Annotated in this window: 29 protein-coding genes; 19 read left to right on the plus strand and 10 right to left on the minus strand. The window is 74.2% G+C overall.

Annotation, left to right across the window (positions count from 1 at the left end; translation table 11 throughout):
- Positions 1-81: 81 nt before the first annotated feature.
- A complete protein-coding gene (locus OG774_RS17950) occupies positions 82-885 on the plus strand; it encodes a methyltransferase domain-containing protein (RefSeq protein WP_328302891.1) in 804 nt (267 codons plus the stop codon).
- On the opposite strand, the gene OG774_RS17955 is transcribed toward OG774_RS17950, so the two are convergent.
- A complete protein-coding gene (locus OG774_RS17955) occupies positions 843-1,259 on the minus strand; it encodes a hypothetical protein (RefSeq protein WP_328302893.1) in 417 nt (138 codons plus the stop codon). The two genes, OG774_RS17950 and OG774_RS17955, sit on opposite strands and share 43 nt — an antisense overlap.
- A 117-nt stretch (positions 1,260-1,376) precedes the next feature.
- On the opposite strand from OG774_RS17955, the gene OG774_RS17960 reads away from it, so the two are divergent.
- The gene (locus OG774_RS17960; protein ID WP_328302896.1) at positions 1,377-2,174 is read left to right on the plus strand and encodes an enoyl-CoA hydratase/isomerase family protein; all 798 of its coding nucleotides are present in this window, start codon (positions 1,377-1,379) and stop codon (positions 2,172-2,174) included.
- 2 nt (positions 2,175-2,176) lie between these two features.
- Here OG774_RS17960 and OG774_RS17965 read toward each other — a convergent pair whose 3' ends face one another.
- The 3 genes from OG774_RS17965 to OG774_RS17975 all read right to left on the minus strand — a co-directional run bounded on the left by OG774_RS17965 (position 2,177) and on the right by OG774_RS17975 (position 5,097).
- Positions 2,177-2,968 carry an alpha/beta hydrolase gene (locus OG774_RS17965; RefSeq protein WP_328302898.1) on the minus strand — a complete coding sequence of 264 codons (792 nt, stop codon included), beginning with the start codon at positions 2,966-2,968 and terminating at the stop codon, positions 2,177-2,179.
- Positions 2,969-2,980: 12 nt separating this feature from the next.
- Positions 2,981-3,379 carry a hypothetical protein gene (locus OG774_RS17970; RefSeq protein ID WP_328302900.1) on the minus strand — a complete coding sequence of 133 codons (399 nt, stop codon included), beginning with the start codon at positions 3,377-3,379 and terminating at the stop codon, positions 2,981-2,983.
- A gap of 140 nt (positions 3,380-3,519) precedes the next feature.
- Positions 3,520-5,097, minus strand: coding sequence for a class I adenylate-forming enzyme family protein (locus tag OG774_RS17975; protein ID WP_328302902.1), 1,578 nt, complete (start codon positions 5,095-5,097; stop codon positions 3,520-3,522).
- 209 nt (positions 5,098-5,306) lie between these two features.
- Between OG774_RS17975 and OG774_RS17980 the strand changes: the two genes are divergently transcribed.
- Both OG774_RS17980 and OG774_RS17985 read left to right on the plus strand, forming a co-directional pair.
- Positions 5,307-5,969 (plus strand): TetR/AcrR family transcriptional regulator, encoded by a 663-nt coding sequence (locus tag OG774_RS17980; RefSeq protein WP_328302904.1) that lies wholly within the window; start codon positions 5,307-5,309, stop codon positions 5,967-5,969.
- 26 nt (positions 5,970-5,995) lie between these two features.
- Positions 5,996-6,217 (plus strand): hypothetical protein, encoded by a 222-nt coding sequence (locus OG774_RS17985; RefSeq protein ID WP_328302906.1) that lies wholly within the window; start codon positions 5,996-5,998, stop codon positions 6,215-6,217.
- On the opposite strand, the gene OG774_RS17990 is transcribed toward OG774_RS17985, so the two are convergent.
- Complete coding sequence (locus tag OG774_RS17990; protein ID WP_328302908.1) at positions 6,189-6,683, minus strand: GNAT family N-acetyltransferase; 495 nt, start codon at positions 6,681-6,683, stop codon at positions 6,189-6,191. The genes OG774_RS17985 and OG774_RS17990 overlap by 29 nt on opposite strands.
- Positions 6,684-6,934: 251 nt before the next feature.
- Here OG774_RS17990 and paaA point away from each other — a divergent pair, with 251 nt between their 5' ends.
- The 9 genes from paaA (at position 6,935) to OG774_RS18035 (ending at position 14,395) form a co-directional block, all read left to right on the plus strand.
- A complete protein-coding gene (gene paaA, locus OG774_RS17995) occupies positions 6,935-7,912 on the plus strand; it encodes a 1,2-phenylacetyl-CoA epoxidase subunit PaaA (RefSeq protein ID WP_328302910.1) in 978 nt (325 codons plus the stop codon).
- 2 nt (positions 7,913-7,914) lie between these two features.
- Entirely contained in the window at positions 7,915-8,253 is a 339-nt protein-coding gene (gene paaB, locus OG774_RS18000) for a 1,2-phenylacetyl-CoA epoxidase subunit PaaB (protein ID WP_274197599.1), read from the plus strand.
- The gene (paaC, locus tag OG774_RS18005) at positions 8,253-9,191 is read left to right on the plus strand and encodes a 1,2-phenylacetyl-CoA epoxidase subunit PaaC (RefSeq protein ID WP_328302912.1); all 939 of its coding nucleotides are present in this window, start codon (positions 8,253-8,255) and stop codon (positions 9,189-9,191) included. Before paaB ends, paaC begins: the two co-directional genes overlap by 1 nt.
- The gene (gene paaD / locus OG774_RS18010; protein WP_328302914.1) at positions 9,185-9,694 is read left to right on the plus strand and encodes a 1,2-phenylacetyl-CoA epoxidase subunit PaaD; all 510 of its coding nucleotides are present in this window, start codon (positions 9,185-9,187) and stop codon (positions 9,692-9,694) included. The genes paaC and paaD overlap by 7 nt, the downstream gene beginning before the upstream one ends.
- Positions 9,694-10,797, plus strand: coding sequence for a 1,2-phenylacetyl-CoA epoxidase subunit PaaE (gene paaE, locus OG774_RS18015; RefSeq protein WP_328302916.1), 1,104 nt, complete (start codon positions 9,694-9,696; stop codon positions 10,795-10,797). The genes paaD and paaE overlap by 1 nt, the downstream gene beginning before the upstream one ends.
- 8 nt (positions 10,798-10,805) lie before the next feature.
- Positions 10,806-12,869 carry a phenylacetic acid degradation bifunctional protein PaaZ gene (gene paaZ, locus OG774_RS18020; RefSeq protein WP_328302918.1) on the plus strand — a complete coding sequence of 688 codons (2,064 nt, stop codon included), beginning with the start codon at positions 10,806-10,808 and terminating at the stop codon, positions 12,867-12,869.
- A gap of 29 nt (positions 12,870-12,898) precedes the next feature.
- On the plus strand, positions 12,899-13,276 hold the full coding sequence (paaI, locus tag OG774_RS18025) for a hydroxyphenylacetyl-CoA thioesterase PaaI (protein WP_328311012.1): 378 nt from the start codon (positions 12,899-12,901) through the stop codon (positions 13,274-13,276).
- A gap of 127 nt (positions 13,277-13,403) precedes the next feature.
- A complete protein-coding gene (locus OG774_RS18030) occupies positions 13,404-14,039 on the plus strand; it encodes a DedA family protein (RefSeq protein WP_328302920.1) in 636 nt (211 codons plus the stop codon).
- Positions 14,040-14,077: 38 nt separating this feature from the next.
- Positions 14,078-14,395 carry a hypothetical protein gene (locus OG774_RS18035; RefSeq protein WP_274188517.1) on the plus strand — a complete coding sequence of 106 codons (318 nt, stop codon included), beginning with the start codon at positions 14,078-14,080 and terminating at the stop codon, positions 14,393-14,395.
- A gap of 48 nt (positions 14,396-14,443) precedes the next feature.
- Here OG774_RS18035 and OG774_RS18040 read toward each other — a convergent pair whose 3' ends face one another.
- Complete coding sequence (locus OG774_RS18040) at positions 14,444-15,580, minus strand: acyl-CoA dehydrogenase family protein (RefSeq protein WP_328302923.1); 1,137 nt, start codon at positions 15,578-15,580, stop codon at positions 14,444-14,446.
- Positions 15,581-15,648: 68 nt separating this feature from the next.
- On the opposite strand from OG774_RS18040, the gene OG774_RS18045 reads away from it, so the two are divergent.
- The 6 genes from OG774_RS18045 to OG774_RS18070 all read left to right on the plus strand — a co-directional run bounded on the left by OG774_RS18045 (position 15,649) and on the right by OG774_RS18070 (position 19,981).
- Positions 15,649-16,236: a TetR/AcrR family transcriptional regulator gene (locus OG774_RS18045; protein ID WP_328302925.1), complete on the plus strand. Its 588-nt coding sequence runs from the start codon at positions 15,649-15,651 to the stop codon at positions 16,234-16,236.
- A gap of 754 nt (positions 16,237-16,990) precedes the next feature.
- A complete protein-coding gene (locus OG774_RS18050; protein WP_274197559.1) occupies positions 16,991-17,125 on the plus strand; it encodes a hypothetical protein in 135 nt (44 codons plus the stop codon).
- Between the two features lie 109 nt (positions 17,126-17,234).
- The gene (locus OG774_RS18055; protein WP_328302928.1) at positions 17,235-17,585 is read left to right on the plus strand and encodes a YciI family protein; all 351 of its coding nucleotides are present in this window, start codon (positions 17,235-17,237) and stop codon (positions 17,583-17,585) included.
- A complete protein-coding gene (locus OG774_RS18060; RefSeq protein ID WP_328302930.1) occupies positions 17,582-18,817 on the plus strand; it encodes an RNA polymerase sigma factor in 1,236 nt (411 codons plus the stop codon). Before OG774_RS18055 ends, OG774_RS18060 begins: the two co-directional genes overlap by 4 nt.
- 44 nt (positions 18,818-18,861) lie before the next feature.
- Positions 18,862-19,527: a DUF1707 SHOCT-like domain-containing protein gene (locus OG774_RS18065; RefSeq protein WP_328302932.1), complete on the plus strand. Its 666-nt coding sequence runs from the start codon at positions 18,862-18,864 to the stop codon at positions 19,525-19,527.
- A gap of 130 nt (positions 19,528-19,657) precedes the next feature.
- A complete protein-coding gene (locus OG774_RS18070) occupies positions 19,658-19,981 on the plus strand; it encodes a hypothetical protein (protein WP_328302934.1) in 324 nt (107 codons plus the stop codon).
- A gap of 20 nt (positions 19,982-20,001) precedes the next feature.
- Here OG774_RS18070 and OG774_RS18075 read toward each other — a convergent pair whose 3' ends face one another.
- From OG774_RS18075 to OG774_RS18090, 4 genes are all read right to left on the minus strand, one after another.
- Positions 20,002-20,493 (minus strand): nucleoside deaminase, encoded by a 492-nt coding sequence (locus OG774_RS18075; protein WP_328302936.1) that lies wholly within the window; start codon positions 20,491-20,493, stop codon positions 20,002-20,004.
- 28 nt (positions 20,494-20,521) lie between these two features.
- Positions 20,522-20,728, minus strand: coding sequence for a DUF2795 domain-containing protein (locus OG774_RS18080; protein WP_328302938.1), 207 nt, complete (start codon positions 20,726-20,728; stop codon positions 20,522-20,524).
- A 9-nt stretch (positions 20,729-20,737) separates the two neighbouring features.
- A complete protein-coding gene (locus OG774_RS18085; RefSeq protein ID WP_328302940.1) occupies positions 20,738-21,160 on the minus strand; it encodes an STAS domain-containing protein in 423 nt (140 codons plus the stop codon).
- 151 nt (positions 21,161-21,311) lie between these two features.
- Complete coding sequence (locus tag OG774_RS18090) at positions 21,312-21,533, minus strand: hypothetical protein (protein WP_328302942.1); 222 nt, start codon at positions 21,531-21,533, stop codon at positions 21,312-21,314.
- Positions 21,534-21,552 lie beyond the last annotated feature (19 nt).

Consider the following 21,552-nt stretch of genomic DNA (forward strand, 5'->3'; position numbering starts at 1 on the left):
GAACCGTGAGGGCACCGGCGGTGCCAGCCCTGCGTCCACGCTTGCACTCAACGTCAGGAAAGCCACATCCTCGCCCCGATCATGGGCAGCGACATCAGTGACCGGGACGAGGACCGCTACGCCGCGGCGGCGACGGGCTGGGCGACGGGCGCGGCGCGCGTCTACGGCCCGCTGGCGACACAGCTCGTGGCCGCGGCGCCCCACTCCCTGGCCGGTCGCCGGGTGCTCGACGTGGGCGCCGGCACGGGCCTCGCCTCGACGGCCCTGACCGCGGTCGGCGCCCACCCCGTGGCCGTCGACCGCTCGCCGGCGATGCTCGCCCGGGACGCGGGCCACCGCCCGCCGGCCGTGGCCGGCGCGCTCGAGGCGCTGCCGCTGCGCGACGACGCGGTGGACGACACCGTCGCCGCCTTCGTCCTGAACCACGTCGACGACCCGACGGCCGCGCTCGCCGAGCTCGCCCGCGTCACCCGGCCCGGCGGGGCGGTCCTGGCCACGGTGGCCGCCGCGACGACCCGGCACCGCGCGGTGCGCGACCGGATCGACGTCGTGGTCGCCGACGCCGGCTTCGTCCCACCGCCCTGGTACGCGCACCTCACCCGGGCGCAGGCGCCCCTGCTCGGCGACGTGCCCGCGATGACCTCGGCCGCCGAGAGCGCGGGGCTCGTCGACGTCGTCGTCACCGAGCACGCCGCCGACGTGGGCGTCGACCGCCCCGAGGACCTCGTCGACTACCGCCTGGGCCAGGCGCACGTCGCCGCGTGGCTCGCCGGGCTCTCCGAGGCCGAGCGTGCGGCGCTGCGCGGGGCGGCCGTCGACGCCGTCACCCCGGTGATGGCGCCCTACCGTCCCCCGGTGGTCACGCTCGTCGCCCGGACGGAGTGAGCCGGCGGACGGGCCGCCCCGGCGAGCACGGCGGTCAGCGCGCACAGCGGCGTCCAGAGCATCCGCTCGGCCGGCGACCGGGAGGCGAGGTTGAGCGCCGTCCCGACCGCCATGACGATGGCCACCCCGCTCGCCACCGCTCGCCGCCGCCGCGGCGAGCCCGCCTCCGACGCGACCACGACGGCCATCGCGCCGTAGACCGGGGCGGCGACGGCGCTGATCCGGCGGAAGCTGTCGGGGAGACGCCCCTCGTGCTGGCCGCCGTAGGCGAACCGTCCCCACGGGGCACCGCCCGCCAGGCACGCCTGGAAGGCGCCGAAGCCGGCCAGGAGCGCCCCGGTGGTGCGCGCGGCGACGCGGACGGAGAGGACCACGGCTCCAGTGTCCGGTGTGTCCGCTCCGCCGTCACGGGCCGACGCCCCCTGTCCGCGCCCGCACCGGACGGGCAGCATGATCCCCGGCGGAGACGGTGAGCGAGAGGAGTGCGTTCGATGACGAACGACGCGGTCGTGGTGACCCGTGACGACCAGGCGGCCGTGGCGACCGTGCGGATGAACCGCCCGGACCGTCGCAACGCGCTGACCACCGAGCTCAAGGTCGCCCTGCGCGACGCGCTCGAGGACGTCGGCCAGGACCCGCAGATCCGCGCCGTCGTCCTGTCGGCCGCCGGGCCCGCCTTCTGCGTCGGCCAGGACCTCGGCGAGCACGCCGAGGCCCTGCGCTCCGGCGCCGAGGAGCCGATGCGCACGGTGCCCGAGCACTACAACCGCATCACCTCCGCGCTCGCGACGATGCCCAAGCCCGCCATCGCCGCGATCGGGGGCACGTGCGTCGGGGCGGGCCTCGGCTTCGCGCTCGCCTGCGACCTGCGCCTCGCCGCCACCGGGGTGCGGTTCGCGACGGCGTTCTCCGGCATCGGGTTCGGCGGCGACTCGGGGCTCTCGGCCACGCTCGCCCACGCCGTCGGCGCCTCCCGCGCCACCGACCTGCTCATGCTCGGCGACACGTTCACCGCCGAGTCGGCCCGCGACTGGGGTCTGGTCCGCGAGGTCGTCGCCGCCGAGGAGCTCGACGACAAGGCCCTCGCGCTGGCCCGCCGCCTCGCCCACGGCCCGACCGCCGCCTACGCGGAGATCAAGATGGCGATCGCGCTCGGCACCGTCTCGCCGCTGACGACGGTGCTCGAGCACGAGGGGGCCGCCCAGTCACGCCTCGCCGCCACGGAGGACCACCGCAACGCCGTCGAGGCCTTCCTGGCCAAGGAGAAGCCCACGTTCACCGGGCACTGACCTCAGCCGGCCGCCTCCGCGGCGGCCAGGATCGCCTCGATCGTCGGCCCGGGCCGGGACACCATCGAGACGTGCGAACCGGCGACCTCGGAGATCGTCGACCCGGCCCGCTCGGCCATCTTCCGCTGCGTGTCCGGCGGGATGACCTTGTCCTCGGTGCCCACCACGGCCCAGCTGGGGAGCGACGTCGAGGCGCTTTCCGTGCCCGGCGTCAGATTCGCACCGAGTGTGATCGGACGCTGACTCTCGATGATTCTCCAGCGGTCGTCCTCGGACAGGTCCTGCGCGAACGACCGGTGCACGGTGTCCGCTTTCAGGAAAGCCTCGACGTCTCCTTCGGGCGCATTCGGATATCCCGCGAGGTCGAGGACGGCGGTCGGGTCGGGGACGTCGAGCGCCGATCCGGAACCGCCGAGAATCTGGAAGACCGTCTCCCCCGCCTCGGGGATGAACGCGTCGACGTAGACGAGCGCGCGCACGTCGCCGGCTCCCGCAGCGGCGTTCGTGATGACGAACCCGCCGTAGGAGTGGCCCACCAGGACCACGGGGCCCGTCGTGCGCTGGTTGACGAACGAGCTGACGTAGGGCGCATCGGTGGTCACACCGCGCAACGGATTCGGCGGCGTGATCACCGACAGTCCACGATTCCTCAGCTCGCGCGCCACGGCATTCCAGCTCGAGCCGTCGGCCCACGCTCCGTGGACCAGGACAATCGTCGCTTGCGGCACGTCGGCCTCCGGCAGTGTGTGCTCACTGTGCTTGCGAGATCGACGGTAGTGGTGATCGGGCTCCATTCGGTGAACTGATCAGCCCAATCCTTCCTGGACGGCGGGGAGCAGTTCGTGCACCCTGCTGGTCGTGACCGAGCCGGAGAATCCCCCTGCCGGCGGGATCGCCGCCGCAGGCAGCGTCCGCACCGCCGACAGCGTCGCGACGGCCGGGAGCGTGGACACGAGCGGCAGCGTCGCCACGGCGGGGAGCGTGACGACGTCCCACAGCGTCGCCGTCGTCCGGAGCGTGGCGACGGCCGGCAGCGTCGCCGTCGCCGGCAGCGTGGCCACCGCCGGCAGCGTCGCCGTCGCGGGGAGCGTGGCGACCTCCGGCAGCGTCGCCGTCGCCGGCAGCGTGGCCACCACCGGCAGCGCCGGCATCGCGGGCAGCCTGGTCACCGCGTTCGGCGTCGCGCTCCGGAACTGCGTGGCCACGCTCGCCTGCGTGAACTGCACCCGGTGCGTGGCCTGCGTCGGGTGTGTGGACTGCGTCGACTGCGTGGGGTGTGTCGGCTGCGTCGGCCTCTGGGGCGCGGTCGGGCAGCGGAACGTCCACGCCTGACGGGCCCCGGGACCTACGTCAGCTGCGACTCCCGGTCGGACCAGAAGACCGCGCGCAGCTCGCGCTTGAGGATCTTCCCCGCCCCGGACTTCGGGAGCGGTTCGGTGCGCGTCTCGATGCTGCGGGGCACCTTGTAGCCGGCGATCGACCGGCGGCAGTGGGCGACGAGCTCCTCGGTGAAGGCGTCCGCGTCCTCGGGCTCCGCGCGGAGCACGACCACCGCGTGCACGGCCTCGCCGAACCGCTCGTGGGGCACGCCGAACACGGCCACCTCGACCACCGACGGGTGCGCGAACAGCGCGTTCTCGACCTCGGCGCTGTACACGTTCTCCCCGCCCGAAACGATCATGTCCTTGGCGCGGTCGACGAGGAAAAGGTGGCCGCCGTCGTCGATCAGGCCGAGATCGCCGGAGGCGAACCAGCCGTCGCGCAGCGCCGCCGCGGTCTCGGTGGGCTTGTTCCAGTAGCCCGCGGTGACGTTGGCGCCGCGGATCAGCACCTCGCCGACGACGCCGGTCGGCAGCGGCGTGCGCTCCGCCGGGTCGACGACGATCACCTCGACGCCCACCGCCGCGCGCCCGCACGAGCGGGCCTGCGGGGCGTCGAGCAGGTGCTGCTCGCCGGGCAGCAGCGTCACGATCGGGGACGTCTCGGTGAGCCCGTAGATGTGCAGCATCTCGGCCTCGGGGAACGCCGCGTGGGTGCGCCGCAGCAGCTCGACCGCCGCGGGCGACGACCCGTGCGAGAGCCACCTCAGCGACGACACCCGCCGCGGCCGGGCCGTCTGCTCGACGGCCAGCGCGTCCATCATCGTGGGGACGACGAGCGTCGCGGTGATGCCGTGACGCTCGACGAGGTCGAGCACGCCGTCGGCGCTGAAGGCGGGGCACATGACCTGCGTGCCGCCCGCCCAGATCGTCGCGAGCGCCCCGATCGTGCCGGCGGCGTGGAACATCGGTGCGACGACGAGCCACGAGGTGTCGGCCGTGAACGGCCAGCAGGCCATGAAGTGGAAGGCGTTGGCGACGAGGTTGCCGTGGGTGAGCATGACGCCCTTGGCCGCGCCGGTGGTCCCGCCGGTGTAGAAGATCCCCGCGAGGTCGTGCTCGGCGGGCGCGCGCCGCGGCTCGGTGGGTGCGGCGGCGGCGAGCAGCGCCTCGTACTCGGCGCCGAGGTCGACGACGCGCAGGTCGGGGTCGAGGTCGTCGAGGGCCCGGTCGGCGAACAGCACCGTGGCACCGGCGTCGCGCAGCGCGTAGGTCCGCTCCGCCTCGGTGTGCCGGACGTTGAGCGGGACGATCACGAGCCCGTGCGAGGGCAGCCCGAGGTAGAGCTCGAGGTAGCGGTGGCAGTTGGCGCCCAGGACGCCGACGCGGTCGCCGGGTCCGAGGCCCAGCCCGGCGAGCAGGCCGCCCAGGCGGGCGAGGCGGTCGCCGAGCTCGGCGTAGGTCAGCCTCTGCTCGCCGCAGACCACGGCCGTCCGGTCGCGCGACGTCGCGAGCGCGCGGCGCATCGGCGCCCCGACGGTGCGCGTGGCGTTGCCGGCGTCCGCGGCCGGGGCCAGGTCGTGGAGGGTCTCGAGCGTCGTCATCGACCACCTCGGGGTAGCGCTGTGCGGACGGACAGGCGAACGATCGTTCGGTCGGGCGGGACCGTAGCAGCGAGCCACCCCGTCCGACCAGGACGAGGATGGTCCGTCACGGGCGTCCGGCGCCAGCGTCGACGGCGTCCGGCGCGGCGGCTCCGCTCCGCGGAGCCGCCGCGCGGAAACCCCCCGCCCGGGGCCGTAGATTGCTCCCCGTGACCGGTACGCGTCCCCCCGCCCGCGAGGGCGAACGAGCGGCAGCGCCCGCCCGGGACCGGCGGACCCGCCCGACCTACGACCCGTCGAGCCTCGTCGAGGTCGCGGCGCGCGTGTTCAACGAGCGCGGCTACGACGCCACGAGCATGGAGGACCTCTCCGCGGCGGCGGGCATCACGAAGTCGTCCTTCTACCACCACGTCCGGGGCAAGGAGGCGCTGCTGCGCGCCGCGCTCGAGCGCGCCCTGGACGGGCTGTTCGGCATCCTCGACGAGCCGGCGGCGGCCACCGGCAGCCCGCTGACCCGGCTGCGCCACATCGTGCGCCGCCAGGTCGAGGTGCTCGTCGCCGAGCTGCCCCACGTCACCCTGCTGCTGCGGCTGCGCGGCAACACGGAGACCGAGCGGTGGGCCCTGGCGCGGCGCCGCGAGTTCGACGCCGCGATCGCCCGCCTCGTGCGCGACGCCTCCGCAGCCGGCGAGCTGCGCGACGGCCTCGATCCCGCCGTCGACGCCCGCCTGCTCTCGGGGCTCGTGAACTCGCTCGTCGAGTGGTACCGCCCGGGCCGGATCCCGGTGGACGCCCTGGTCGCCGAGGTGGACCGCATGGCGTTCGAGGGCCTGCTCGCGCCGGCACCTGCACCGAAGCGACGCCCGTTCTAGGGTCCGCGACAACTAGGCTGGGCTGCGTGCCGCTGGACTTCTCCGAGCAGCCCGAGACCGGCCTCGTCGCCGTCACGCTGACCGACGAGGACGGGACCGTGCTGCAGAGCCGCGTGGTGGCGGCCGACGAGATCGGGCGCATCGCCGAACGCGCCCGGGCCGCGGTGGAGCGCAGCGAGCGCACCGGCGAGCCCGGCCTCTACGTCACGCTCGACGAGCTCATCGACGGGACGTCAGGTCCCGCTTGAACCCGACGTGCGACGCCGTGAACCCGAGTCGTTCGTAGAAGCGGTGCGCGTCCGTCCGCGACGCGTCGCTCGTGAGCTGGACCAGCCCGCACCCCCGGCGCCCGGCCTCCGCCACGGCCCACTCCACGAGCGCCGCCCCGTACCCGCGGCCCTGCCGCGCGTCGCTGACGTGCACCGCCTCGAGCTGCGCGCGCCGCGTCCCGCGCCGCCCGAGGTTCGGCAGCACCGAGAGCTGCAGCGTCCCGACCGTCGTGCCGTCGGCCTCGTCCAGGCACACGAGCAGGTGCGCGGGGTCGGCGTCGATCTCGGCGAAGGCCGCCGCGTAGGGCGTGACGTCGTCGACCGCGTCGCCCCGGCCCGCGCTCACGGGATCGGCGGCGAGGAGCCCGACCAGCGCGGGCAGGTCGTCGGCCCGCGCCCGGCGCACCGTCAACGTCCCGTCGGCCAGCGTCGCGAGCACGTCCATGCCGGAGATCGTCCCGCGGCGTCCGGGGTGCGGCAGCGAGGGACGCCCTCGCTGCGTCCAGTGCAGCTGGGGTGTCCTTCGAACCACCGGGCGTGGCGGTGCGCGGTCGAGCGAGGGACACCTTCGCTGCACCCAGCGCAATCGAGGTGACCCCCGCTCCACCCGTCGGGACCCGCTGGCACGGCTTTACAGGGGCGCGCCGGTGCGTCACCATCAACCGAACGAACATTCGGTACGGAGGTGGCTCACCGATGACGGTGACCGAGGACCAGGGCCCTGACCTCGCTGCGCTCGAGGCGGACTTCGACCGGACGGTCGCGGCCGAGGGCCGGGTGGAGCCGCGCGACTGGATGCCCGAGGGGTACCGGAAGACGCTGATCCGTCAGATCGCCCAGCACGCGCACTCCGAGATCATCGGGATGCAGCCCGAGGGCAACTGGATCCTGCGCGCCCCCAGCCTGCGACGGAAGGCCATCCTGCTGGCCAAGGTCCAGGACGAGGCAGGCCACGGGCTCTATCTCTACTCGGCCACCGAGACGCTCGGGGTCGACCGTGGTGAGCTCACCGAGAAGCTCATCGACTCCAAGCAGAAGTACTCGTCGATCTTCAACTACCCGACGCTGACATTCGCCGACATCGGCGTCATCGGGTGGCTCGTGGACGGCGCCGCGATCGTCAACCAGGTCCCGCTGTGCCGGTCGAGCTACGGGCCCTACGCGCGGGCGATGGTGCGCATCTGCAAGGAGGAGTCGTTCCACCAGCGCCAGGGCTTCGAGCTCCTGCAGACGCTGATGGCCGGCACCGACGCCCAGCGCGAGATGGTGCAGGACGCCGTCGACCGCTGGTGGTGGCCGTCGCTGATGATGTTCGGCCCCGCCGACGGCGACTCGCCCAACACCCAGCAGTCGATGGCCTGGCGGATCAAGCGCCACACCAACGACGAGCTGCGCCAGCGCTACGTGGACATGACCGTCCCGCAGGCCGAGGCCCTGGGCGTGACGCTGCCCGACCCCGAGCTGCGCTGGAACGACGAGCGCGAGGCCCACGACTTCGGCGACATCGACTGGGACGAGTTCATGCAGGTGGTCAAGGGTGCGGGGCCGTGCAACGCCCAGCGCCTCGCCAACCGCCGCGCCGCCCACGAGAACGGCCAGTGGGTCCGCGACGCGGCCACGGCGTACGCCCGGAAGCAGGCGGCGCGGGCGTCGGAGGGGGCAATGAGCGCATGAGCATGGCCGACGACACCACCGCCCACGTCGAGGGCGAGCCGCGCTTCGACGGCACCCCGAAGGCCGTCTGGCCCCTCTACGAGGTGTTCGTGCGCGGCAAGCGCGGGCTCAACCACGTGCACGTCGGCTCGCTGCACGCGCCCGACGACACGATGGCGCTGCACAACGCCCGCAACCTCTACACGCGACGCAACGAGGGCGTGAGCATCTGGGTCGTCCGCGGCGACGCGATCACCGCGTCCAGCCCGGACGAGAAGGACCCGTTCTTCGCGCCCGCCGGGGACAAGGTCTACCGGCACCCCACGTTCTACGAGATCCCCGACAACGTGCCGCACCTGTGATGGACACCCACTCACCCCACCCAGGGCACGACGAGAACGTCTACGACGCCCTGTCGACCGCGGACGACGACGGCCGCTGGGCCTTCGGCACCGGCTTCGACGCCGGCGACCCTGCTTTCACAGCGATCACCGCCCCGGCGCCCGAGGGCGTCGACCAGGCCGACCTCGCGACCTACTGCCTCATGCTCGCCGACGACGCGCTGATCGCCTCGCAGCGTCTGGCCGGCTGGACGGCGAAGGCCCCGGAGCTCGAGGAGGAGGTCGCGCTCGCGAACATCGCGCTCGACCTGCTCGGCCAGGCGCGGGTGCTGCTCTCGCGCGCCGGGCACCTCGGCGCCGCCGAGCCGTACCGCGTCGGGCCGCAGGACGACGAGGACGTGCTCACCTACTTCCGCGACGACCGCGCGTTCCGCAACGTCACGCTCGCCGAGACCGACCTCGGCGACTTCGGGCGCACGATCGCCTGGATCCTGGTGTTCGCCGCGTGGCGCCTGGCGCTCATGCAGCGGCTCACCGGCTCGCGCGACCCGGTGCTCGCCGCCGTCGCCGGCAAGGCCGTCAAGGAGCTCACCTACCACCGCGACTACGCCGCGCAGTGGGTGCTGCGCCTCGGCGACGGCACGGAGCTCTCGCACGCGCGCATGCAGGACGGTCTGGACGGCGTGTGGCCCCACGTCGACGAGCTGTTCCTGGCCCACGACGTCGAGCGCCGCCTCGTCGAGGCCGGCGTCGCCGTCGATCCCGCGGAGCTGCGGGGCGACGTCGACGCGGTCGTCGCGCAGGTCCTGCCCGCCGCGACGCTCACCCGTCCCGAGACCCCGGCGGTCGGCCTCGTCGGCGGTCGCGGGGGCCGCGACGGCGTGCACACCGAGGCCCTCGGCGGCGTCCTCGCCCTCATGCAGTCGCTCGCCCGCGCGCACCCGGGGGCGACGTGGTGACGGCCCTGGTCGATGCCCGGGAGGCCGCCGAGCGCGTCGTCGACCCCGAGATGCCGATGCTCACGCTCGCCGACCTCGGAGTCCTGCGCGGCGTCGAGACCGCGGGCGACGGCACCGTGGTCGTCACCCTCACCCCGACCTACTCCGGCTGCCCCGCGCTCGAGGCGATGCGTGACGACCTGCGGGCCGCCCTGCAGGACGCCGGCTACGACGCGGTCGAGGTGCGCACCACCTTCAGCCCGCCGTGGTCCACGGACTGGATCTCCGACGAGGGCCGCCGCAAGCTCGCCGAGGCCGGCGTCGCCCCGCCCGACCGGATCGGGCCGAAGGCCGCCGGCGCCCCCATCCCGCTGACGCTGGCCCCGCCGTCGCAGACGGTCGCGTGCCCGCAGTGCGGCGCGGCCGACACCGAGGAGGTGTCGCGGTTCGGGCCCACGGCCTGCACCGCCCTGCGTCGCTGCCGCTCCTGCGCCGAGCCGTTCGAGCACGTCAAGGAGATCTGATGAGCGCCCCCACCACGGAGCGCGTCGCCCCCCGTGCGGCGGGCTTCCACACCCTGCGGGTCGCCGACGTCGAGCGGCTCACCGACGACGCCGTCGCCGTCACCTTCGACGTCCCCGACGCCCTGGGCGACGACTTCGCGTTCCGCGCCGGCCAGTACCTGACGCTGCGCCTGGTCACCGACGCCGGTGAGGAGCGCCGTTCCTACTCGATCTGCGCGCCCGAGGGCGCCGCGCCGCGGATCGGGGTCCGCCGCGTCGACACGGGGCTGTTCTCCACCTGGCTGGTCGACCGGCTCACCCCCGGCGACGAGATCGAGGTCGGGCCGCCGCAGGGCCGCTTCTCCCCGCCGGTCGACGGCTCGCACGGTGCGCACCATGTCCTCGTCGCCGCCGGCTCGGGCATCACGCCGGTGCTCTCGATCGCCGCGACGGTGCTCGCCGCGCACGCCGACACCCACGTCACCCTGCTCTACGGCAACCGGCGCTCGGACACCGTGATGTTCGGCGAGGACCTCGCCGACCTCAAGGACCGCTACGGGCCGCGCCTGCAGCTGGTGCACGTGCTCTCGCGGGAGCCCACCGCCGCGGACCTGTTCAACGGCCGTCTCGACGCCGACCGCCTGCGCACTCTGATCGGCGCGCTCGTCCCCGTCGGCGAGGTCGCGCACTGGTGGCTGTGCGGGCCGCTGGGCATGGTCGAGGCCGCGGGCGAGGTGCTCACCGGGTTCGACGTGCCCCGCGCGCGGGTGCACCGCGAGCTCTTCTACGTCGACGAGCCCCCGCCCGAGGTGCACCGCAGCGAGGACGACGCCGTCGACGAGGTCGGGGGCGCCACCGTGACCGTCGTGCTCAACGGGCGCGCGAGCGTGCTGACGCTTCCGCGCACCGAGCCGGTGCTCGACGCCGCGCAGAAGGTGCGCTCGGACCTGCCGTTCGCCTGCAAGGGCGGGGTGTGCGGCACGTGCCGGGCCCACGTGAGCGTTGGCGAGGTGACGATGCGCCGCAACTTCGCCCTCGAGCCCGAGGAGGTCGACGCCGGGTTCGTGCTGACCTGCCAGGCCCTGCCAGTCTCCGACGAAGTCACCGTCGACTACGACGTCTAGAGGTCCCGATGAGTGTCCTGCCCAGCTACGTCCGCGGTGAGTGGGTCACGCCCGCCGTCTCCGACACGGCGGGCCGTCCGATGACCGACGCCGTCACCGGCGAGGAGATCGGCCGGCTCGCGACCGACGGCATCGACATGGCCGCGGTCGCCGCCCACGGCCGGGACACGGGCGGCCCCGCGCTGCGGGACCTCTCGTTCCACCAGCGGGCGTCGCTGCTCAAGGCCCTGGCCGGGTACCTGCGCGAGCACCGCGAGGAGCTCTACGCCGTCTCGGCGCGCACGGGCGCGACGAAGGGGGACTCGAAGTTCGACGTCGACGGCGGCATCGGCGTCCTGGCGGCCTACGCGTCGCTGGGCAAGCGGGAGCTCCCCGCGTCGGGACCGTGGCTCGACGGCGACCTGGCCCCGCTGAGCCGGGGTGGGACGTTCGTCGGCCAGCACGTGCTGACGCCGCTGCGCGGGGTCGCGGTGCAGGTCAACGCCTACAACTTCCCGTGCTGGGGCCCGCTCGAGAAGCTCGCCCCCGCCTTCCTCGCCGGCGTCCCGTCGATCATCAAGCCGGCGACGCCCACCGCGTTCCTCACCGCCGAGCTGGCCCGGCTGATCGTCGAGTCGGGCGTGCTGCCCGAGGGATCGGTGCAGTTCCTGGCCGGCTCTCTCACGTCCCCTTCTGGGGGGGACCTGTTCGACCACCTCACCGAACAGGACCTGGTGTCGTTCACCGGCTCCGCGTCGACGGCCCGGCAGCTGCGCACCCATCCCGTGCTCTCGGCGCGCGCGGTGCGCTTCACCGCCGAGGCCGACTCGCTCAACTGCTCGATCCTCGGCCCGGACGCGACGCCCGACACCCCGGAGTTCGACCTCTACGTCTCCCAGCTCGTCACCGAGATGACGGTGAAGGCCGGGCAGAAGTGCACCGCGATCCGGCGCGCGTTCGTGCCCGCCGCGCAGGTCGACGCGGTGGTGGAGGCGGTGCGCGGGAAGCTCGCGCAGGTCGTCGTCGGCGACCCGTCCACCGAGGGCGTGACGATGGGCGCGCTGGCGGGGCTGGAGCAGCGCGAGGAGGTGCGCCGCTCGCTGAAGTCGCTCACCGACGCCGCCGAGGTGGTGTTCGGCGACCCGGAGCAGGTCGAGGTCCGCGGCGCCGACGCCGAGCGCGGGGCGTTCCTGTCGCCGGTCCTGCTGCGGGCCGAGGGCGACGCCGCCGCGGTGCACGAGGTGGAGGCGTTCGGCCCGGTGTCGACCGTGATGCCGTACTCGTCGACCGCCGAGGTCGTCGCGCTGGCCGCGCGCGGGCAGGGCTCGCTGGCGGGCTCGGTCGTCACCGCCGACCCGGACTTCGCCCGCGACGTCGTCCTGGGCGTCGCGCCGTGGCACGGGCGGCTGCTGGTGCTCGACCGCGGCGACGCGAAGGAGTCGACGGGCCACGGCTCGCCGATGCCGCAGCTCGTGCACGGCGGCCCCGGGCGCGCGGGCGGCGGCGAGGAGATGGGCGGGGTGCGCGGCGTCGCGCACCACATGCAGCGCACGGCGGTGCAGGGCAGCCCGGACATGCTCTCGGCGATCACGGGCCGCTGGGTGCCGGGCAGCGCGCGGCACGTCACCGACGAGCACCCGTTCCGCAAGCACCTCGAGGACCTGCGCCCCGGCGACACCGTCGTCGGCGGCCCGCGACCGGTGACCGAGGCCGACGTCGAGCACTTCGCCGAGTTCACCGGCGACACCTTCTACGCCCACCTCGACGCCGAGGCGGCCGCCGCCAACCCGTTCTTCGGCGAGCGCGTGGCCCACGGCTACCTGGTCGTCTCGTTCGCCGCGGGCCTGTTCGTCGACCCCGCGCCCGGCCCGGTGCTGGCGAACTTCGGCGTCGACCACCTGCGCTTCCTCACGCCCGTCAGATTCGGCGACGAGCTGACGATCACGCTCACGGCCAAGGACATCTCCCCGCGGGCCTCGGCGGCCTACGGCGAGGTGCGCTGGGACGCCGAGGTCGTCAACGCCGCCGGCGAGCCCGTCGCCAAGTACGACGTGCTGACCCTGGTGGCGAAGCGTGCCCAGGAGGAGTCGTGACCGGTGAGATCAGCGCCTCCGTCCGGCGGATGTGGGACGACGACGCCGCGTCCCGCAAGCTCGGGATGGAGCTGCACGAGGCCGTCGACGGCCGCGCGCGGCTGACCATGACCGTCACCGACGAGATGGTGAACGGGCACGGCATGTGCCACGGCGGCTACCTGTTCCTGCTCGCGGACTCCGCGTTCGCGTGCGCCTGCAACAGCCCCGGCCCGATCACGGTCGCCGCCGCCGCGGACATCGTCTTCGTCGCCTCGGCGCGCACCGCCGAGGTGCTCGAGGCCGTGGCGACGGAGCGGACCGCCTACGGGCGCAGCGGCGTCTACGACGTCACGGTCTCCCGTCCCCGCGACGGGCAGGTGATCGCGGAGTTCCGCGGCCGGAGCCGGGTGCTGCGCAGCGGGTAGCACCCGAATGGTCACGGTGTGTCGACCGGTACCCGGTTCCCGGTCGCCCTTCTGACCCAACGGTGTCCTCCGTCGCCACGGTGCGTCATGCTCGGCGGGTCGGTGCCGGGGAAGAGGGGGTCGCGCGGTGATCGCTGAGTGGCTGCAGTCGATCCCGCCCCTGGCGGTGTACCTCACCGTCCTCGGCGTGGTCGGGGTGGAGAGCTTCGGGATCCCGCTGCCGGGGGAGATCGTGCTCGTCAGCGCGACGCTGATGGCCACCCGCCCCGAGCTCGCGGTGTCGGCGATCTGGGTCGCGGTGGCCGCGCTGATCGGGGCCGTGGTCGGCGACTCGATCGGCTTCGCCGTCGGGCGCCGCTACGGGATGACGCTGTTGCGGGCCGCCGGCCGGCGCTTCCCGCGGCACTTCGGTCCGTCGCACCTCGCCCTCGCCGAGCGCGCGTTCGAGCGCTGGGGCGTGCTGACGGTGATCGTGGGCCGCTTCATCGCGATCCTGCGGATCTTCGCGGGTCCGCTAGCCGGCGCACTGCGCATGCCGTACCGGAAGTTCATGCCCGCGAACGTCGTCGGCGGGGTGCTCTGGACGTTCGGCACGACGGCGGCGGTGTACGCGCTCGGGATCGCAGCCGAGACCTGGCTGCGGCGGTTCTCCTGGGCCGGCCTGGTCGTCGCGGTGATCGTGGGCCTGACCGTGGGGTTTCTCGTCAAGAAGCGCGTGATCGGGCTGCTCCACCAGCCCGGAGAGAGTGCGTCGACCTCGTGAACGGGTAGGCCCCGGGGCACCGTCCGCAGGAGGTACTCGTGGCCGACACACCCCCGTTCCCCGACTTCGACCACGCCACGGTCGAGACCGTGAAGCACCGCATCCGGTCGCTCGAGCGCGACGAGGTGCAGGGGCTGCTCGACCACGAGCGCGCCCACTCCTCGCGCATGCCGGTGATCGAGGTGCTGCGCACCCGGCTGGCCGAGCTCGACGACGGCGCCACCCCGTCGGGCGGGGACCAGCGCGAGGCCCGCGAGGGCGGGACGTCGCACGGCTCGCCCGTCTCGCCCGACGGCGCCGCCCAGCCCGGCCCGCCCGACCGCCACGGCCTGCGCCAGGTGACCTGGGGCGGCTAGCCATGTGAGCGAAGTTCACGGCTATGGCCGTGAACTTCGCTCACGGGGTCAGCGGGCGAAGTGCCGGCTGATCACCAGGCGCTGGATCTGGTTGGTGCCCTCGAAGATCTGCATGATCTTGGCCTCGCGCATGTAGCGCTCCACCGGGAAGTCGCGGGTGTAGCCGTAGCCGCCGAAGACCTGGACGGCGTCGGTGGTCACCTTCATCGCCGCGTCGGTCGCGACGAGCTTCGCCACGCTGGCCTGGCGGCCGTACGGGCGCCCGAGGTCGCGGCGGCGCGCGGCGTCGAGGTAGGTCGCGCGGGCCGAGTCGACGGCCGCGGCCATGTCGGCGAGCACGAAGCCGAGACCCTGGTGGTCGACGATCTTCTTGCCGAACGTCGAGCGCTCGTTCGCGTAGTCCACGGCCGCGTCCAGCGCCCCCTGCGCGAGCCCCACCGCGCACGCGGCGATCCCGAGCCGGCCGGAGTCCAGCGCCGAGAACGCGATCTCCAGGCCCTGCCCCTCGGCGCCGATCAGCCGGTCGGCGTCGAGCACCGCGCCGTCCCAGTTCGCCGTCGTCGTCGGGATCGCGTGCAGGCCCATCTTCTCCTCGGGCTTCCCCCACTCCAGCCCCTCGGCCTGGCCGGGCGCGAGGAAGCAGGAGACGCCGCGCGAGCCCTCGCCGGTGCGGGCGAACAGCGCGTAGAAGTCGGCGACGCCGCCGTGGGTGATCCACGCCTTGGTACCGGTGATGCGGTAGCCCGCGTCGACCTTCTCCGCCTTGCACCGCAGGGCCGCCGCGTCGGATCCCGCCTGCGGCTCGGACAGGCTGTAGCCACCGATGAGCCCGCCGGCGAGCATCTCGGGCAGCCGCTGCTTCTGCTCCTCGGTGCCGAACGTGAACAGCGGGAAGCACGCCAGCGAGTGCACGCTCGTCGCCACGGCCACCGCGGCCCAGCGCGCGGCCAGCTCCTCGAGCACCTGCAGGTAGACCTCGTAGGGCTGGCCCCCGCCGCCGACCTCCTCGGGGTAGGGCAGGCCGAGCAGGCCGGCCTCGCCCAGGGTGGCGAACAGGCCCTCCGGGTACGTCTCGGCCCGCTCGTGCTCCTCGACCCGGGGCGCCAGCTCCTTGTCGGCGATCTCGCGGGTGAGCTCGAGCAGGTCCTCGGACTCCTGGGTGGGCAGCAGCCGGTCGACGGCCATCGGCGGTACTCCTATCGGTACTGAGATCGGTCCTAGAGTACCGATAGCAGGAGCGCTAGGGTAGGTCCGTGTCCGCTCCGAGCCCGACCCGACGGGGTGCCGCGCGCCACTCGGAGCTCCTCGACGCGCTGGTCGACCTCCTGCTCGCCGAGGGCTTCGCCCACCTCACGCTCGACGAGCTCGCCGGCCGCCTGCGCTGTTCCAAGCGCACGCTCTACGCGCTCGCGGGGTCGAAGGAGCAGCTCGTGCGCGCCGCGGTCGTGCACTTCTTCGAGCGTGCTACCACGCGGGTCGAGGCCGCGGTGGACGCGGTCGCCGCGCCCCCCGACCGCGTCGCGGCCTACCTGCGTGCCGTGGCCGCCGAGCTCGCGCCCGCCTCGGCGCGGTTCTTCGACGACACGGCCGCCTTCCCGCCCGCCGCCGAGGTCTACGCGCGCAACACCGAGGCCGCCGCGCGCCGCGTCGGCGACCTGATCCGCGAGGGCGTCGCCGCCGGCGCGTTCCGGGAGGTCCCGGTGTCGTTCGCCGCCGAGGTGATCACCGCGACGATGGTCGCCATCCAGCAGCGCCGGATCGCGGGCACCACCGGTCTGGCCGACGCCGAGGCCTACGAGGCCCTCGCGACGCTGCTCCTGCACGGCCTCGCCCGGGAGTGACCGCTCAGCACCCGGGAGGCGCGCCCCCGGTCCCGTCGGTGAACGCCGGGGCGCAGGGGGCACGCCGAGGCGTGCCGAGCTCGCCGGCCGGGTCCCGGACAGCTCGCCCTGACGCAGCGTGCCGCCGATCCCCGACAGCCCCGACCCGCCGTGGCAGCCCTCGATCCCGCGACCGGTCAGCGACATCGGCGGCCACCCGTGCTCCCAGCTCGGGTCGCCGCCGCGGGCGAGCCGCATCGGCTGGCCCTGGATCACCGTGGTCCGGCCGGGGGTGTCGAGCAGCAGGGTGGAGCAGTTGTTGTCGCTGCCGTCCGCCCGCAGGGCCGGGTCGACGTGCACGGATCCGCCGGGGTCCGCGTCGAGCTCGCGGACCGGAGCGTCCGGGTCCACCGAGATGTTCTCGACGTCGGGTAGAGCTCGTCGATCTGCGCGTCGAACGGGGCGTACTCCGCGGCCGTGGACAGCGGGAGGTTCCAGATCGAGTTCCACGCGAACGGCCGGAGGTACACGTCCCGCGGCCCCTCGGGGCCGGTGTCGGTGACCGCGCCTCCCGACGGGGTCGTCGAGCACCCCGCGGCGAGCAGGAGCACCACGACGGCGAGCCACGCCCTGATCACCGCGCCATCATGCCGGGGCCCGGAACGAACGCCGGGTGAAGCCTCGGCGTCCACCACCCGTCCGGCGTCGCGTGTCGGGTGCGGCCGCCGCACCTCGGGAGATAGGAAGCCCCCGAGTCGCTTCCCCGGAGGTCCGCATGTCCGTCCGTCCCGTCCTCGTCCTCGCCGCCGGCGTCGTCTGGCACGGCGTGGCGGCGGGGTGGTGGGCCAGCCGGGCCTGGTACGTGGCCCGCGCCGCCGTGATCACGGCCGTGGCCGACCGGGGACGCTGAGCGTTCCGTCCCGGGAGAAGATTTCTCCGCGGACCTGTCGATCGGCGCCCCGGCCGTTCGTGGAGGGGTGTGCGGGCGCCCTGCCCGCCCACCTACCGAGGAGGACCTCATGGCCCACTACCTGCTCAGCGTCGTCACCCCCTCCGAGGGCGAGCCGCCGACCGAGGACGAGATGAACGCGATCATGGGCAACGTCGCGACGCTGCAGAACGACATGCAGTCCGCGGGCGTCTGGGTGTTCTCCGGTGGCCTCGAGGCCCCGGACACCGCGACGGTCCTGCAGCGCAGCGGCGACGACGTCCTGGTCACCGACGGACCGTTCGTCGAGCTCAAGGAGTACGTCGGCGGCCTGACGATCATCGACGTGCCCGACCTCGACGCCGCCCTGCACTGGGGCCGCCGCTCCACCGAGGCGATCGGGCTGGCGATCGAGGTCCGGCCCTTCCAGTGGTCCCCGTGAGCGATCGCGCCACGGGCGACGTCCCGTCCTCGGCGGCGATCGAGCGGATCGCCGCCGAGGAGTACGGGCGGTGCGTGGCGACGCTGACCCGCGTCCTCGGCGACATCGACCTCGCCGAGGACGCGGTGCAGGACGCGCTGACCGTCGCCCTGACGCGCTGGCCAGCCGACGGCGTGCCGGCCAACCCCGGCGGCTGGCTCGTCACCACGGGCCGGCGCCGGGCCCTCGACCGACTCCGGCGCGACGCGGTGGGGCGGGACAAGGAGCACCGGGCCGCGCGCGAGGAACCGCCGCCCGACGACGACACCCCGCAGGAGGAGGAGGGACCGGTGGACGACGACCGCCTGCGCCTGATCTTCACCTGCTGCCACCCCGCGCTCGCCCTGCCGGCCCGCGTGGCCCTGACCCTGCGCCTGCTCGGCGGGCTCGGGACCGACGAGATCGCTCGCGCTTTCCTCGTGCCCGAGGCGACGATGGCGCAGCGGATCGTGCGCGCGAAGAACAAGATCCGCGCCGCGCGCATCCCGTACCGCGTGCCCCGCGACGCCGACCTGCCCGACCGCCTGCCCGGCGTGCTCGCCGTCGTCTACCTGGTCTTCACCGAGGGCCACGCGACGGCGACGCGGGAGGACCTCGCCGCGGAGGCGATCCGGCTGGCGCGCCTGCTCGCGCAGCTGATGCCCGACGAGCCCGAGGTCCTCGGGCTGCTCGGGCTCCTGCTGCTCACCGAGGCCCGCCGGCCGGCGCGGACGTCGGCCGACGGCACGCGGGCGCTGCTGGCCGACCAGGACCGGACGCGCTGGGACCGGGCCATGGTCGACGAGGGCCTCGACCTCGTACGCCGGTGCCTGCGCCGCGACCGGCCCGGGCCCTACCAGGTCCAGGCCGCGATCAACGCCGTGCACGCGTCCGCGCCCGACACCGCGTCGACCGACTGGCGCCAGGTCGTCGCCCTGCACGACCAGCTGCTCGCGCTGACCCCGAGCCCGACGGTCGCGCTCAACCGGGCGGTCGCGCTGGCCGAGACCGAGGGGCCGGCGGCCGCGCTGGAGATCGTCGACGCGCTCGCGGAGCGACTCGAGCGCTACCACCTCCTGCACGCCGTCCGGGCGGACCTCCTGGGCCGGCTGGGCCGCGACGCCGAGGCCGACCGGGCGCTCGAGGCCGCCCTCGCCCGCACCGACGACCCCGACGACCGGGCGCTGCTGGCGGCGCGCCGTCGACGCGGCTGACGCACCGTCACTCCGCCGCCACGCGCGGCGGGCAGGATGGCCCCATGAGCGCGGAGCACCCCGCCCCCGAGATGCGGATCGGCGACCGCGAGCGGCGCGCCACCGACGACCGCCTGCGGGCGGCGCTGGACGACGGGGTGCTCACGCTCGTGGAGTACGACGAGCGCACCCGGGAGTGCTGGGCGGCCCGCACCCAGCGCGAGCTCGACGCCCTGGTCGTCGACCTGCCGAGCCCCGCCACCCCGGTGCCCGCCGACCGCCCGACCGTCGTCGACGACCGCCCCGTAGAGGCGACTCCGCGCAAGCCGTGGCACGAGCGCCTCGGGGGCGTGGTCGTGCCGCTCGTGATCGCGGCGGCCGCGGTCTTCGTCGGCGGGCACCTCGTGACGGCCGACGACGGCGGTGCGATCTTCGGCAGCCGCACCGTGAGCGTCGCGCCGGGCGACCCGGAGGCCCAGGTGGCCACGCTGTTCGGCAACACCGAGGTCGTCGTCCCGCCCGGCGTCACGGCCCGGACGACCGGCACGATGATCTTCGGGAGCACGGAGTGCCAGCAGGCCTGCGCGGTGCCGGCGAACGGCGCGACACTGCCCGAGGTGGTCGTCGACGCCAACGGGGCGTTCGGCTCGGTCGAGGTCGTCACCCCCGCCGAGGCGGCCGCAGGCGGAATCCGCGACGACGACCGCAACGGCGATGACGACGACGACTGATCACCGTCGGTGATCGCGTTCGCACAGAGAAAATTGTCGGTCGTCGCGGAACATCCCCAGCTCCTCGCGTCGTCACAGTGCCGAGAGCCCACCAGCCGGGCACCGCGAACAGACCGAGAGTGAGCAGACCATGAGCGCCGAGACCTACTCCTTCACCAACGGCACCGTCTACCACGCCGACGGCACCGTGGCCGGCACCTACACCACCGACGCCGCCGGCAACATCGACTCCGTGTCCACCGACGAGGACGGCAACGGCGCCGTCGACACCGTCATCGCCGACACCGACCACAACGGCTCCTTCGAGTCCGCCGTGGTCGACACCGACGCCGACGGCTACGGCGAGGTCGTGCTGGTCGACACCGACAACGACGGCGACTTCGACACCTCCGCGGTGGACACCAACGCCGACGGCACCTTCGAGACCACCGCCTACGACCCCGACGGCTTCTGACCCGTGAGCGAAGTTCCCGGCTATGGCCGGGAACTTCGCTGACGGAGGGACGCGCGGTGCAGGGCCCGGACCTCCTCGTCGAACGGGGGGACCGGGCCCTCCGTGCGGATGCCGGGCGCGACCTCCGAGATCGGGATCGGGCGGACCGGCGAGGGCGGCGCGCCGAGCTCCTCCCGCCACGCCGTCAGCTGGGCCACCGAGCTCGCGTAGACGATCGGACCGAGCCCGACCCAGGCGTGCGCGGCGGAGCACATCGGGCAGTGCTCGCCCGAGGTGTAGACGGTGCTCCCCGCCCGGTCCGCCGGGGTCAGCTCCGCGGCCGCCCACCGGGCCAGCGCGAACTCGGGGTGCCGGGTGGCGTCCCCGCCCGCGATCCGGTTGCGGTCCTCGTGCAGGACGCCACCGTCGCGACCCACGAGCACCGACCCGAAGGGCTCGTCGCCGGCGTCGAGTGCCTCGCGGGCCAGCTCGACGCCGCGCCGCAGGAGGGTGTGGTCCGTGACGGTGAGCACGGGACCGACCGTGCCACCCGCGGCGTGATCACACCCGGTCGGGCTGATGGGGTACCGAGATCACCACGTCGTCGGCGGTCGAGAACGTGCGGTCGGGCAGCGCCTGCAGGGCGGCGAGGGTCTTCTCGTCGCGCTCGCCGCGGTCCATCGCGTACGAGATCACCTGCGTCCGGTCCGCGGGGAACGCCATGCCCTGCAGGGCCTTGCGCACGCGCAGGTCGTCGCGGTCGGTCACGGGTCCTCCCTAGAGCCGGAACTGGCCGAGCTCGGCGGCGAGCGCCTCCGGCGGGTCGTGCAGCTCGACGCGGGCCTCCCGCGCGAGGCACCGGATGCGCAGGCGCGCGATCACGCGGGCCAGCGCCGGGTCGCAGTGGTCGAGCCCCGCGAGGTCGATGACGAGCTCCGCGTGGGCGTACTGCTCGATCTCGCTGCTCAGGGCGCGGAGACGTTCCATTCCCGCGCGGTCGAAGCGTCCGCGCAGCGCGAGCGCGACGCACCCGGGGCCGTAGGTGCGGACGCCGACGGCGCCGCGTCGGTTGCCCACGGTGGCGGGCTCCGCGTGGGCCGCGGCTTCGGCGAGCGCGGCGCGGCGACGCCGGGCGGGATCCACGGGCAGCTCGACGTCGTCGACCGCCCCGTGGACCGGGGCATCGGACTGGATGGTCATCGGACCTCCTCGTCGTGCACGGCCGGCCCGATCTCCCCGAGGGGGACCGGACCGCGGCGTCCGTAGCGGCGTGGAGGTCTCAACCGCGAAATGCGTGAGGGGTACATTACCGACCGCGACGGCGGAGCGCATCGTCCGCATGCCACGGCCGTCAGCGCGTCCCTCGCGGGACGCGGGGCTGCCGGAGCCCGTCGATCTCGGCGAGGAGGTAGCCGAGCTCCCGGCGCATCCAGAGGACCCGTGAGGCCCTCTGCTCGGGCCGGGGCCGCTGACGTTCGGCCTGCAGGGCGTCGAGGATCGCGAACGCGCGCTCGAAGCGCGGGTCGAGCGCGGCGTCGACGTGGGCGCGCCACCCGGCGGACCCGGCACTCACGATCGCGCTCGCGGGATCA

Origin of the sequence: Actinomycetospora sp. NBC_00405 (assembly GCF_036044095.1) — a bacterium.
Taxonomy (GTDB): Bacteria; Actinomycetota; Actinomycetes; order Mycobacteriales; family Pseudonocardiaceae; genus Actinomycetospora; species Actinomycetospora callitridis.